The 13,646-nt window shown below is 58.6% G+C and carries 11 protein-coding genes; 2 read left to right on the top strand and 9 right to left on the bottom strand.

Going from position 1 to position 13,646, the window contains the following annotated elements; all coding sequences use genetic code 11:
- Position 1 precedes the first annotated feature (1 nt).
- Together V6F78_RS16565 and V6F78_RS16560 are read left to right on the top strand one after the other, a co-directional pair.
- The gene (locus tag V6F78_RS16565; RefSeq protein WP_047292170.1) at positions 2–1,495 is read left to right on the top strand and encodes a sensor domain-containing diguanylate cyclase; all 1,494 of its coding nucleotides are present in this window, start codon (positions 2–4) and stop codon (positions 1,493–1,495) included.
- 119 nt (positions 1,496–1,614) lie between these two features.
- The gene (locus V6F78_RS16560) at positions 1,615–3,093 is read left to right on the top strand and encodes a sensor domain-containing diguanylate cyclase (protein WP_254658294.1); all 1,479 of its coding nucleotides are present in this window, start codon (positions 1,615–1,617) and stop codon (positions 3,091–3,093) included.
- 75 nt (positions 3,094–3,168) lie between these two features.
- Here the strand turns inward: V6F78_RS16560 and lpxC are convergent, their stop codons facing one another.
- From lpxC to murD, 9 genes are all read right to left on the bottom strand, one after another.
- Positions 3,169–4,080, bottom strand: coding sequence for a UDP-3-O-acyl-N-acetylglucosamine deacetylase (gene lpxC / locus V6F78_RS16555; protein WP_047273792.1), 912 nt, complete (start codon positions 4,078–4,080; stop codon positions 3,169–3,171).
- A 112-nt stretch (positions 4,081–4,192) separates the two neighbouring features.
- Positions 4,193–5,410 carry a cell division protein FtsZ gene (gene ftsZ / locus V6F78_RS16550; protein WP_047273791.1) on the bottom strand — a complete coding sequence of 406 codons (1,218 nt, stop codon included), beginning with the start codon at positions 5,408–5,410 and terminating at the stop codon, positions 4,193–4,195.
- A 65-nt stretch (positions 5,411–5,475) separates the two neighbouring features.
- Positions 5,476–6,735: a cell division protein FtsA gene (ftsA, locus tag V6F78_RS16545; protein ID WP_047273790.1), complete on the bottom strand. Its 1,260-nt coding sequence runs from the start codon at positions 6,733–6,735 to the stop codon at positions 5,476–5,478.
- 15 nt (positions 6,736–6,750) lie between these two features.
- Positions 6,751–7,617 (bottom strand): cell division protein FtsQ/DivIB, encoded by an 867-nt coding sequence (locus V6F78_RS16540; protein ID WP_047278891.1) that lies wholly within the window; start codon positions 7,615–7,617, stop codon positions 6,751–6,753.
- 4 nt (positions 7,618–7,621) lie between these two features.
- Complete coding sequence (locus V6F78_RS16535; protein ID WP_047278892.1) at positions 7,622–8,578, bottom strand: D-alanine--D-alanine ligase; 957 nt, start codon at positions 8,576–8,578, stop codon at positions 7,622–7,624.
- Complete coding sequence (gene murC, locus V6F78_RS16530; protein ID WP_332727855.1) at positions 8,575–10,035, bottom strand: UDP-N-acetylmuramate--L-alanine ligase; 1,461 nt, start codon at positions 10,033–10,035, stop codon at positions 8,575–8,577. The genes V6F78_RS16535 and murC overlap by 4 nt, the downstream gene beginning before the upstream one ends.
- Positions 10,028–11,098: an undecaprenyldiphospho-muramoylpentapeptide beta-N-acetylglucosaminyltransferase gene (murG, locus tag V6F78_RS16525; protein ID WP_094990599.1), complete on the bottom strand. Its 1,071-nt coding sequence runs from the start codon at positions 11,096–11,098 to the stop codon at positions 10,028–10,030. Before murG ends, murC begins: the two co-directional genes overlap by 8 nt.
- Entirely contained in the window at positions 11,088–12,299 is a 1,212-nt protein-coding gene (gene ftsW / locus V6F78_RS16520) for a putative lipid II flippase FtsW (RefSeq protein WP_169838967.1), read from the bottom strand. Before ftsW ends, murG begins: the two co-directional genes overlap by 11 nt.
- A complete protein-coding gene (gene murD, locus V6F78_RS16515) occupies positions 12,299–13,645 on the bottom strand; it encodes a UDP-N-acetylmuramoyl-L-alanine--D-glutamate ligase (protein ID WP_047273784.1) in 1,347 nt (448 codons plus the stop codon). The genes ftsW and murD overlap by 1 nt, the downstream gene beginning before the upstream one ends.
- Position 13,646 lies beyond the last annotated feature (1 nt).

Here is a 13,646-nt window from a genome sequence, read left to right as displayed (position 1 = left end):
CATGGCAATAACCCACCACTCATCTAAACCACCGATCACGCAGGGCTGGTTGTTGATCGCCATGACGGCGTGCGTCATAGCCATTCTCAGCATCAATGCGTTTTTGCTGATGCGCGAGCATCGCAGTGTTGAACTGGCGGCCATCCGTACCTCGCTCAATATTGTTCGCCTGATCGATCGCGATGTTCAAAACACCGTTGAGCAATACGACTCCGCACTCAGCGCGCTGATCCGGGTCTCGAAACGTGGCGACCTTGGCAACCTTTCCCAGCCGCTGAAGCAAATGTTGATGTTCGATAAAGCTGAAGAAACACCCGACAACGGTGGCTTTTTCCTGCTCAACGCCCGAGGCGATCTGGTGGTCAGCTCCCTTGCCGATTACACGCCCGGTAAAAACTACAGTCATTGGCAAAGCTTTATCGAGCAGCGTGACTCATCCGGCAATGACCTGTTTATCTCCCACCCCTTCCCGACCGAGGCCACTCAGGGAGCGTGCTGCATCAGCTTCAGCCGTCGAATTTCCGGTGCCGACGGTTCGTTCCAGGGTGTGGCGATCGCCCAAATGAAGGTCGAGTACTTTCGCTCGTTGTTTCAAAAGCTGGATCTCGGGGCCAACAGCACCATCAGCCTGATCAATACCGACGGCACCCTGCTCATCCAGCAACCCGGCCGTGACAATGCCCGGGACGATCTGAGCCACGACCCGATCTTCAATCGCCTGTTGAAGGAGCACAAAGGCAGCTTTATTGCGGTCTCCAGCAAACACGGCCAAGAGGAGCTGTACAGTTTTTCTGAGGTCGGCAAGCTGCCGTTGGTGGTGGTGGTTTCACTGGCCACTGAAGACGTGTTCGCCAGTTGGCGGCGCAATGCGTTGTTGGTCGGGTGTGTGACGCTGATGCTGTGCATCACCTTGCTCGGCCTGACATGGCTGCTGGGTCGCGAACTGCAATTACGACGCAAGGCAGAGCAGACGCTGGAAGCGATGATCCGCACCGACCCGCTTACCGAACTGGCCAACCGCCGAAAACTGGATGAAACCCTCACGACTGAGTGGCTTCGCGCTCAACGCACTCGCAAACCGCTGTCGCTGATCATGATCGACGTCGATCATTTCAAGTCGTTCAATGACACTTACGGTCACCCCTACGGTGACGAAGCCTTGCGCCTGGTTGGCAAAACCCTGAAGACTTTCGTGCGACGCTCAACTGATCTGGTTGCCCGTTATGGCGGCGAAGAGTTCGCCATGGTCCTGCCCGACACCCACGCCGAGGGTGCAGCGCAGCTCGCAGAGCGTATTCGTCACACCATTGAGCAACTGCCCCCCATTAAACCGGGGGGTATACCGATCACCGTGAGCCTTGGCACCTGCACCCAACAGGTAACCGCGGACGATTCACAAACCCGTTTTTTGCACTGTGCCGATCAGGCGCTCTATGAGGCCAAGAAAAACGGGCGTAATTGCGTGGTCAGTCGCAACGCCGCAGGCGACGCTTGAGCCAATCAGCCCGCACGCTGATTATGGGGTCATTTTTTTCAACTCAAAGACCTTGAAATTTGGCGAGCCGTACTTATTGTGCGCTCATAAACACCCGGCCTGCCTCTGAGCAACACATCGTGAGCCAACGCCTGCTCATGACCTTCGCCAGCCTGTCGATCATGGCGATTTTGAGCATCATCGGTTTTTTTATTCACCATGATTACATCGACGACAAAAAACAGGCGACGCGCTCAGCCACCAACATCGTGCAATTGGTTGATCGCAACATCAGCGAAGTCATGCGCCTTTATGACGACGTGCTGAACGGGATGATTAAAACCTGGCAAAGCGCCGAGCTGAACACGCTGCCTGCGGATATTCAGCACCAGCTCCTGTTTAGCAGAGCGCTGGACGCTCCCTCGGACGATGGTTTTTTCATCCTCAATGCCAACGGCATTTTAGTCGCCGACTCGCGCACCGCCATTGCGTCACCTGCTGACCTTAGCGATCAAGCGTACTTTAGCGCTCACCGTCATGGCTCACGCGATCCGCTCTTTATCAGCCCTCCCTTCAAGACTGGCCCCGATGTGGATGACTGGAACATCGCGTTCAGTCGCCGTATCAGTGCGCCTGATGGCACCTTTTTGGGGGTCGGGGTTGCACAAATGAGGCTGGAATACTTCTATGAGCTGTTTCAGAGCCTTGAGCTGAGCCCGGATGACACTATCAATCTGATGAGCAGTGACGGGACGCTGATAACCCAGTACCCCGTGACTATCCGCCCCCTTTTTGGCACCTACGTCGGTTGCCTGCCCGGCATCCAGCGATTTCTCGACGAGACCGAGGGCAGTTTCATCGCAACCTCGCACATCTATGGCGTAGAGCGCTTGTACAGTTTTTCACGGGTTCGCAATTTACCCTTGGTTGTCGTCGTGGCTTTGTCTACAGACAGCATCTTTGAGGGCTGGCGCATGACCACCTGGGTGGTGGATAGCTTTGCTGCGCTGCTATGCCTGTCTCTGATCTGGATGACCTGGATGCTGAACCGTGAAATGCGCTTGCGTCAGCATGTTGAAACCGAACTCGAAGGGCTGGCCACCACTGACCCCCTCACCACCTTGGCCAATCGTCGGACGCTGGATGCGCGGTTAGCCCAGGAATGGCGGCGGGCGCAACGCGGAGGTCGCTGTATTTCGCTGATCATGATGGACATTGATCACTTCAAGGCGTTCAACGACACCTACGGGCATCAGGCCGGTGACGAGGTCATCCGCAAAGTCGCCCAGCGGATCAAATCACAGGTACGGCGCCCCTCCGATCTGGCAGCGCGTTATGGCGGAGAGGAGTTTGCGGTGTTGCTGGTGGACACGGACACGCGCGGCGCCCGGCAAATTGCCGAAGGGATACGCAAAGCGGTGGAAGGGATGGCGCCGATTACTGATGGAGGCGCCTCAGTGACCATCAGTTTGGGCACTTATACCCGTCAGGTGAGAGCCGGTGACACGCTGCAAGAGCTGGTGCGCAAAGCGGATGCAGCGCTGTATGAAGCCAAGCACAGCGGTAGAAACAGGGTTGTCAGCGTCAGTGAGCAGCAACACGAGCAAAACGTCGCTTAGCCCCTCGCACCCTTTGGGGCCATAAAAAAAGGCCACCCGAGGGCGGCCTTCAAAAACTAGAGAAAGAAGTTTTACTTAAACTGCCGCAACCGGACGCATGTACGAAATCGGTGCAGTGCTGGCATCTTCAAAGGTCACGACTTCCCACGCATCTTTCTGCTCAATCAGCTTGCGAAGCAGCTGGTTGTTCAATGCATGGCCAGACTTGAAGCCCTTGAACTCGCCGATCAGGCTATTGCCCAACAGGTAGAGGTCGCCAATGGCGTCGAGGATCTTGTGCTTCACGAATTCATCTTCATAGCGAAGACCGTCTTCGTTCAGTACACCGTCCGCGTCGACAACGATCGCGTTTTCCACACTGCCACCGAGTGCGAGGTTGTGCTTGCGCAGGTACTCGATGTCACTCATGAAGCCAAAGGTACGGGCGCGGCTGACTTCTTTTACAAACGAAGTGCTTGAGAAATCCACGCTTGCACTTTGTGTGCGATTACGGAAAACCGGGTGATCGAAATCGATCTCGAAAGTCACCTTGAAGCCTTCGAAAGGGACAAAAGTGGCGCGTTTGTCGCCATCTTCAACGGTCACTTCACGCAGGATACGGATGAATTTCTTCGGCGCGTCCTGTTCTTCCAGGCCGGCAGATTGAATCAAAAATACGAAAGGTCCAGCGCTACCGTCCATGATAGGGACTTCAGACGCGGAGAGTTCGACGTAGGCGTTATCGATCCCCAGGCCAGCCATGGCCGAGAGCAAGTGCTCTACCGTGTCTACTTTGGTATCGCCGTTGACCAACGTGGTCGACATGGTTGTCTCGCCGACGTTTTCCGCGCGAGCAGGAATCTGCACCACAGGGTCAAGGTCTGCACGACAAAACACGATGCCGGTGTCCACAGGCGCAGGCTTGAGGGTCAGGTAGACCTTCTCACCGGAGTGCAGGCCGACACCTGTGGCACGGATAATATTTTTCAGGGTGCGTTGTTTAATCATGGCATTGGCCGCTTCAGCGCAAATTGCGAACTGGTATCAACAAAGGCTGGCGATAATAGCAGACCGAGCCTTTGCTGAACACCAATCACCTTAATCCCCCTGATTGATTTCATTAATCAGCCTGTCGACGCAGGAAAGCCGGGATGTCCAGGTAATCCAGATCGTCTTGAGGATTGAGCTTGGCAGCGGTTGTCGCGCCTTGCTGGGCCTGATTACGCATCACGGTCGGACGGTCGAGGTCACGGTAGTTAACCGATGGCAGCTCCTGACGGGTTTCCTGACGAACGTCCTGACGCGCGGCTGCGGCCTGAGCCGAAGAAGCGGCGTACGACGCCTGTACCGTGTTGTCGATCACCTTGACCGGCTTCTCGATTTTCGCGCCCAGACCGGTTGCAACCACGGTCACGTGCAGTTCGTCGCGCATGTCCGGATCGATTACGGTGCCGACCTTGACCATCGCGTGTTCGGAAGCGAAAGCTTCGATGATGCTGCCCACGTCGGAGTATTCACCCAACGACAGGTCAGGACCGGCAGTGATGTTCACCAGGATGCCGCGCGCGCCTTCCAGGTTCACGTCTTCGAGCAACGGGTTGCGGATCGCCGCTTCAGTGGCTTCACGTGCACGGTTAGGACCGCTGGCGCAGCCAGTGCCCATCATCGCCATGCCCATTTCGCTCATCACGGTGCGCACGTCGGCAAAGTCGACGTTGATCATGCCCGGACGCTTGATGATGTCGGAGATACCGCGAACGGCACCGGCCAGTACATCATCGGCCTTGGCGAAAGCCGACAGCAGGCTGGCGTCTTTACCGAGAATGGTGAGCAGTTTTTCGTTCGGAATCGTGATCAACGAATCGACGCTTTCAGACAGCAGACGAATACCTTCGTCAGCGATCTGCATGCGCTTGCGACCTTCGAACGGGAACGGACGGGTCACTACCGCAACGGTGAGGATCCCCATTTCCTTGGCCACTTCGGCAATGATCGGTGCAGCACCGGTACCGGTTCCGCCGCCCATGCCCGTGGTGATGAACACCATGTTGGTGCCCTGCAGCACTTCAGCGATGCGCTCGCGGTCCTCAAGAGCAGCCTGACGGCCAACCTCGGGGTTCGCGCCGGCACCCAGGCCCTTGGTCACGCCAGTGCCCAATTGCAGGATGGTACGGGCACCAATGCTCTTCAGCGCTTGGGCGTCCGTGTTGGCGCAGATGAATTCCACGCCTTCGATGTTGCTCTTAACCATGTGGTTAACAGCATTGCCACCGCCACCACCAACACCGATAACCTTGATTACCGGGCTTTGCGGGATGTTGTCTACGAGTTCGAACATTTTCCCTCTCCTTACCTTCTCTAGTTTTTTTCGCCTACTTCTACTGCTGGTAAATCGTTTGTTGCTTAGAAATTGCCCTGTACCCAGCGCTTAAGGCGCTCAAGGACAGGGGCTTTCTGTTCTTCACTGCTGTAACTGTCGCGGTTGCCTAATCCCGACAGAGAAATGCCATCGGACTGTTTTTGCAGCCCGTATTGCAGCAAGCCCACAGCCGTGGAGTAAATCGGGTTACGCACAACATCGGCCAACCCTTTAAAACTGTGTGGCACACCAAGACGCACAGGCATGTGGAAGATTTCTTCGGCCAGTTCGACCGCGCCTTCCATCTTCGAGGTGCCTCCTGTCAGGACGATGCCCGCAGGGATCAAATCTTCGTAACCGCTGCGGCGCAGCTCGGCCTGGATCAGGCTGAACAGCTCTTCGTAACGAGGCTCGACCACTTCGGCCAGGGCCTGGCGCGACAGCTCGCGCGGTGGACGATCACCCACGCTTGGCACTTTGATGGTTTCACCGGCGCCTGCCAGCTTGGCCAGCGCGCAGGCGTAGCGAATCTTGATTTCTTCGGCGTACTGGGTCGGGGTGCGCAACGCCATTGCGATATCGTTGGTCACTTGATCGCCGGCAATCGGGATCACCGCGGTATGACGGATCGCACCTTCGGTGAAAATCGCGATGTCAGTGGTGCCGCCGCCGATGTCGACCAGGCAAACGCCCAGCTCTTTTTCATCATCGGTGAGTACCGAGTAGGCCGACGCCAGTTGCTCAAGGATGATGTCATCCACCTCAAGGCCACAGCGGCGCACGCACTTCTCAATGTTTTGCGCAGCATTCACGGCACATGTCACCACGTGCACCTTGGCTTCCAGACGTACGCCCGACATGCCCAGTGGCTCACGCACGCCTTCCTGGTTATCGATTACGTAGTCCTGCGGCAAGGTGTGCAGCACCCGCTGGTCTGCCGGAATGGCCACTGCCTGGGCAGCATCGAGCACGCGCTCAAGGTCGGCCGAACTGACTTCACGGTCGCGGATCGCCACGATGCCGTGGGAGTTCAGGCTGCGAATATGATTGCCTGCCACGCCGACAAACGCCGAGTGAATACGGCAACCGGCCATCAACTGCGCTTCTTCCACTGCGCGCTGGATCGACTGCACAGTGGATTCGATGTTTACCACCACGCCCTTCTTCAGGCCACGGGATGGATGGGTGCCGATACCAACGATTTCGAGTTGGCCGTCGGCCGCGACTTCGCCTACCAGCGCAACCACCTTGGAGGTGCCGATATCCAGGCCGACGATCATTTTGCCGCTTTGCACATTTGCCATGGGTCCTGCCTCTTCTTAATTCTTCGCGACAGCGGGTTGGGCTATCGTGGGTGCCACAGGTTCCCGCCAGCCGACGGCCAATCCGTTGGCATAACGCAAATCAATGCGCGCTATGTTCGTAATCTGTTCTTTCAGCGTTTTTTCATAGATGGCTATGAAGCGACGCATTTTCTCTACCAGGTGATCGCGTCCCAACAGCAGCTCGATACCTGGCCCTGCACTGCCCGCCCCTGTGGTCAGGAACCAGCTACCGCGTTCACGCAGTTCCAGCCGGGCTATGGAGAAGCCCATCGGACGCAGCATCTGGCTCAATACCTGATACTGCTGCATCACTTGCTGCTGAGCCCGTTGAGGGCCGAACAGCTGCGGCAAATGTTCGTAATTGGCCAGTTCACGCGGGGTGAAGGCTTGCCCCTGGTTGTTCAGCAGTGCTTCATCGCCCCACCGTGCAACCGGCAATTGTTCTTCAAGACGGATCACCACTTGATCCGGCCAGACCCGCCGTACTTCGGCGTGGGCAATCCATGGCATCTGTTCCAGTTCGGTGCGCATGGCTTCCAGGTCGACCGTGAAAAAGCTCGCCGCAATGTAAGGTGCGATGCGCTGTTGCACGGCTTGCTGGCTGATGTAGGTCAGGTCGCCCTGCACGTTGACGTTAGTAATCGGCCGGTCTGCGTAAGGCATGAGCCGTTGCGCACCCTCGTAAGTGCCGAAACCCAACGCCACCAGCAACACCGGCCAGAACAGCGCTTTCAAAAAGCCGAAATTGGCTTTTGGCAGGCGCGCCGACATCGGCTCTTTCGCCACCATTCGGCTCGCGCCACGCGGCACCGGCTTGCGGCCGGGAGCGAGGGGCGGCTGGCGATGCTGGGCGCCTTGCATGGACTTAACCTCGCCGCTCTACACTGGCTGCCAAAATCGACAGCACCAACTGTTGAAAATCGAGACCGGCAGCCTTGGCCGCCATCGGCACCAGGCTGTGATCGGTCATGCCCGGCGCGGTGTTGACTTCCAGCAGCCAGAACTGGCCATCGGCGTCCTGCATGACATCCAGACGGCCCCAACCGGCAATACCGATCGCCTCACAGGCTTTTGCCGTGAGGTCCATGAGCTCTTGCTCCTTGGCGCTATCGAGACCGCATGGCACGCGATACTGGGTATCGTTGGCCACGTATTTGGCGTCGTAGTCGTAGAACGTATGCGGGGTGCCCAGGGCAATCGGAGGCAACACCTGGTCACGCAGGGTGGCGATGGTGAACTCAGGACCCGAGATCCATTGTTCAACCAACACTTGCGAATCGTACTTGCTGGCGTCGGCCCATGCGCTGATCAACTCGTCAACGCTGTTCACTTTGGCCATACCGATACTTGAACCTTCATGGGCCGGTTTGACGATCAAAGGGAAGCACAGTTCCTTCGCCGCAGAAATACAATCGGCTTCAGTGCTCAATACGGCATGGCGCGGGGTCGGAATACCCAGGCTGTGCCACACCTGTTTGGTGCGCAACTTGTCCATTGCCAAGGCTGACGCCAGGATGCCGCTGCCGGTGTAAGGAATGCCAAGGCATTCCAGCAGGCCCTGCATGCTGCCGTCTTCACCGCCACGGCCGTGCAGAATGATGAACGCACGGTCAATTTTTTCGCGGGTGATACGGGTGATGAAGTCATCGCCCACATCAATGCCGAACGCATCCACGCCGGCGCTTTGCAGTGCATTCAAGACCGCATTGCCAGACTTGAGCGACACTTCACGCTCAGCGCTTTTGCCGCCGAACAGCACCGCTACGCGGCCGAAGTCTGCGGGGGCAATGGTCGAAAACAGGTTGGCGTAGGCTGCAGTCATTTCAACTTTCCTTCGCTGGCTGCCACGGTAGCACCGGCAAACAACGGACTTTTAATGAGTTGCGGCGCCAGACGACCGATATCACCAGCCCCCTGACACAGCAGGATGTCGCCCGCACGCAACAGCGGCTTGACGATCGGCGCCAGCTCAACGCCGCGCTCAATGTAGATCGGGTCCAACTGGCCGCGTTGGCGGATGCTGTGGCACAACTGGCGGCTGTCAGCACCCGGGATCGGTTCTTCGCCCGCCGGGTAGACTTCCATCAGCAACAGCACGTTGGCATCGGCCAGCACCTGCACAAAGTCGTCATACAGATCGCGGGTGCGACTGAAACGGTGCGGCTGGTAGACCATCACCAGACGACGCTCAGGCCAGCCACCCCGTACGGCTTTGATCACGGCGGCGACTTCAGTCGGGTGGTGGCCATAGTCGTCAACCAGCATCACGCTGCCGCCGTCGACTGGCAGCTCGCCATACACTTGGAAGCGACGGCCCACACCCTGGAAGCCCGACAGACCCTGAACGATGGCGTCATCGCTGATGCCTTCATCGCTGGCAATGCAGATGGTCGCCAACGCATTGAGCACGTTGTGGTTGCCCGGCATGTTGACGGACACATCCAGCGGCTCACGGTCAGGGCGCAGCACGGTGAAGAATGTTTGCATGCCTTGCTGGCGTACATTGATTGCACGCACGTCAGCGTTTTCGCTGAAGCCATAGGTCACGGTCGGACGCTTGACCAGCGGCAGGATTTCACGCACCACCGAATCGTCCAGGCACAGCACGGCCAGGCCATAGAACGGCAAGTTGTGCAGGAATTCGACGAAGGTTTTCTTCAGTTTGTTGAAGTCGCCTTCATAGGTCGCCATGTGGTCAGCGTCGATGTTAGTGACCACAGCTACCAGCGGTTGCAGATGCAGGAAGCTGGCATCGCTCTCGTCGGCTTCGGCAATCAGGTAACGGCTGGTGCCCAGTTGTGCATTGGTGCCTGCTGCATTCAGCCGACCACCAATCACAAATGTCGGGTCCAATCCACCGGCGGCAAACACAGAGGCCAACAGGCTGGTGGTGGTGGTTTTGCCGTGCGTACCGGCCACGGCAATCCCGTGACGATAGCGCATCAGTTCAGCCAGCATCTCGGCACGCGGCACGACCGGAATGCGACGCTCAAGCGCGCTGGCCACTTCCGGGTTCGAGGTATTGACGGCACTCGACACCACCAACACATCGGCGTTGGCGGCGTTTTCGGCGCGGTGGCCGATATAAATGTGCGCACCGAACGACTCAAGGCGTTCGGTCACAGGCGATGCATTCAGGTCAGAGCCCGACACCTGATAACCCAGGTTCAGCAACACTTCAGCGATCCCGCACATGCCCACGCCGCCGATACCGACAAAGTGGATGCGACGGATACGGCGCATTTCCGGTTGTGGCATGGCTTTTTGATTCTCAACCATTGGCCACCTCCAGGCAGATATCGACAACGTTGCGGGTCGCATCAGGTTTGGCCAAGCGGCGAGCATTGGTCGCCATGCTGTTCAGTCGTTCCGGTTGCATCAAAACCTCTGTCAGGCGTGCAGCCAGATCGGCTGCGCCAGTCGTCGCTTGTGGCATCAGGAAAGCCGCGCCTTCCCGGGCCAAAAAGTCGGCATTACGGCTCTGATGGTCGTCAATCGCGTGGGGCAAAGGCACCAACAGCGAAGGCAGACCGGCCGCAGCCAGTTCACTGACGGTCAGCGCGCCTGCGCGACAAACCACCAGGTCGGCCCAGCCATAAGCGTGGGCCATGTCTTTAATGAAAGGCTGTACGTGAGCCTCAACGCCAACCGCGGTGTAGCGCTCGGCGGTAATCTGGTCGTGTTGCTTGCCGGCCTGATGAAACACTTCAGGACGCACCTCGGCCGGCACTTGGGCCAGCGCTTCAGGCAGCAACTTGTTCAGCGGCTCGGCCCCAAGGCTACCGCCCAACACCAGCAAACGTGCCTTGCGACCGTGCAAAGGCGTGCGTGGCGCCAGGGAAAACAGTTCGGCGCGCACCGGATTGCCGGTGGTGCGGCGTTTGTCTGAGGGCTCAAAGGTCTCCGGGAAGGCTTCGAGCACGCGCTGCGTCATCGGCAATAGCAGGCGGTTAGCGGTGCCGGCCACGGCGTTTTGCTCATGGATGATCACCGGAACGCCACAGGTTTTGGCGGCTAAACCGCCGGGGCCAGTCACGTACCCGCCAAAACCCAGCACGCACACGGGCTTGAGCTGACGAATGATTGCGCGCGCCTGCATCAACGCCTTGAGCAATACGAAGGGCGCCTTGAGCAACGACAGTTTGCTCTTGCCCCGCAGGCCGGTGACGTTGATCCGGTGCAAGGTGAAACCGGCGGGTTCAACCAGTTCGTTTTCGATACCGCGCGGTGTACCAAGCCAGTGCACGGTGTAACCACGGGCTTCAAATTCGCGCGCACAGGCCAAAGCCGGGAACACGTGTCCGCCGGTGCCGCCTGCCATGATCAGCACATTAGCGCCCATGGTTCGGCTCCTCTGCGAAATCGCTTTCTTTAAACTCGGTGTCTTCACTGCCCAAGTGGGTACGACTCTCCCACTCAATGCGCAGCAACAACCCCATGCACACGCAGCAAATCACCAACGAACTGCCGCCATAACTGAGGAACGGTAGAGTCAGCCCTTTGGTAGGCAGCAAGCCCACGTTCACCCCGATGTTGATCAGGAATTGACCGATCCACAGGAAGGACAAGCCGTACGCCATGTAGGCCGCGAAATATTGCTTGGCGCGCTCGGCCCACATTCCGATGTACATCCCGCGCACACAGACAAACACGAACAGGGCCACGGTGAGGAGCGAACCCACCACGCCCAGCTCTTCGGCCAGCACGGAGAACACGAAGTCGGTATGGGCTTCGGGCAGGTAGAACTGCTTCTGAACGCTGTTGCCCAGACCGACGCCGAACCACTCCCCACGACCAAACGCGATCAGCGCCTGAGTTAACTGATAGCCCGAACCAAACTGGTCAGACCAGGGGTCGGTAAAGGTGATCAAACGTGCCATCCGGTAGGGTTGCGCCTGGACCAGCACGAACACCGCACCTACCGCGAGTGCCACCATCAGGGCAAAGCGGAAAAGCCCAACCCCGCCCAGAAACAACATGGCAGCCGCCGCCCCCATCATCACGACAGTGGCGCCGAAGTCGGGCTCCATCAGCAACAGGCCCGCCATGGGCAGCAACACGATGAACGGTTTGAAAAAGCCCATCCAGCTTTCGCGGACTTCTTTCTGGCGGCGCACCAGGTAACCGGCCAGGTAAATCACCACGAAGACCTTGGCAATTTCAGACGGCTGAACGTTGAAAAAACTGAACCCGATCCAGCGCATCGAGCCGTTGACCTCACGCCCAATGCCGGGCAACAGCACCATGACCAACAGGCCAAATGCTCCGACCAACAACATCCAGCCCCACCGCTGCCAAGTCGCAATCGGGACCATCATCGTCAGGATGCAGGCGCCCAGACCAATCACAATGTAAAACAGGTGGCGAATCATGTGGTAGAGCGTGTTGCCCGATTGCAACGCGGCCACTTCGGACGATGCCGAGGTGATCATCACCAGACCCAGGCCCAGCAAGGCCAGGCAACCGGCGAGCAGCGGGAAGTCGAGGTCAATGCCACGGCCCGTGATCAGCGGTGAAGGATAGGGTTTGAGGACGCCGAAGATCATGCCAGGGCCCCCACTGCACGGGCGAACAACTGGCCGCGCTCTTCGTAGTTTTTGAACATGTCGAAACTGGCGCAGGCGGGCGATAGCAAGACAGCATCACCGGGCTGGGCCAGCGCGCGGCATTGGGCAATGGCCTCATCCAGCGAAGCGGCGCGTACTTGAGGCACAGCATCGCCCAGTGCGTCGGCAATCAGGTCGGCATCCCGGCCGATCAGTACTACGGCACGGCAGTAACGCGTCACGGAATCACGCAGACCGCTAAAATCGGCGCCTTTGCCGTCCCCCCCGGCGATCAGGACGAGCTTGCCGTCCATGTCCATGCCCAGACCGTCGATGGCGGCCAATGCCGCGCCTACGTTGGTCGCTTTGGAATCGTTGTAGTAACTCACGCCGTCCAGCTCGCGAACCCACTGGCAGCGATGCTCAAGGCCGGTGAAAGTGCGCAAGCTCGACAGCATCGCGTCGAACGGCAACCCCACCGCATGGCCCAGCGCCAGAGCAGCCAGGGCGTTGGCCTGATTGTGGGCACCGCGCACTTTCAGCTCACGCACGGGCATGAGGTTTTGAAATTCAAAGGCGAGGTATTTTTCGCCGTTTTCTTCACGCAAGCCGAACGCTTTGAAATCCGGTGCGCCAAGACCGAATGTCCAGCACGGCAGGCCGTCACTCATCAGTGGGCGGGTCAGCGCGTCCTGACGATTGACCACCACTTGGCGGGCCCCCCGGAAGATCCGGTGCTTGGCCAAGTGATACGCGGGCAAGCCACTGTAACGGTCCATGTGGTCTTCGCTGACGTTGAGCACGGTGGCCACTTCAGCGCCCAACTGATGGGTGGTTTCAAGCTGGAAGCTCGACAGTTCCATCACGTACAACTCAACGTCGTCGCTGAGCAGGTCGAGTGCGGGCATGCCGAGGTTGCCCCCGACCGCCACACGCTTGCCTGCCGCCACTGCCATCTCGCCAACCAGTGTCGTTACGGTGCTCTTGGCGTTGGAACCGCTGATTGCAACGATGGGCGCTTTCGCGTTACGCGCGAACAGGTCAATGTCACCCGACAGCTTCACGCCGCGGGCAGCCGCTGCTTGCAAAGCCGGGGTAGCCAGCGCCAGGCCCGGGCTTACATACAGCTCGTCGGCACGGCACAGAAACTCGACATCCAGCTCGCCACAACGCACTTCCACTTGCGGGTAGTCACGGCGCAGCGTGGCCAGCTCCGGTGGGTTTTCCCGCGTGTCGGCGACGGCAAACGACACGCCCTGACGCGCCAGGAAGCGCACCAGGGACATGCCGCTCTTGCCGAGGCCGACAACGATGCGGAAGTGGTCAGAAGCGATCAGAGACACA

It is taken from the genome of Pseudomonas sp. ESBL9 (genome assembly GCF_036668715.1).
GTDB classification, from domain to species: Bacteria; Pseudomonadota; Gammaproteobacteria; order Pseudomonadales; family Pseudomonadaceae; genus Aquipseudomonas; species Aquipseudomonas lundensis.
This window is presented reverse-complemented; position numbering and strand designations above follow the sequence as displayed.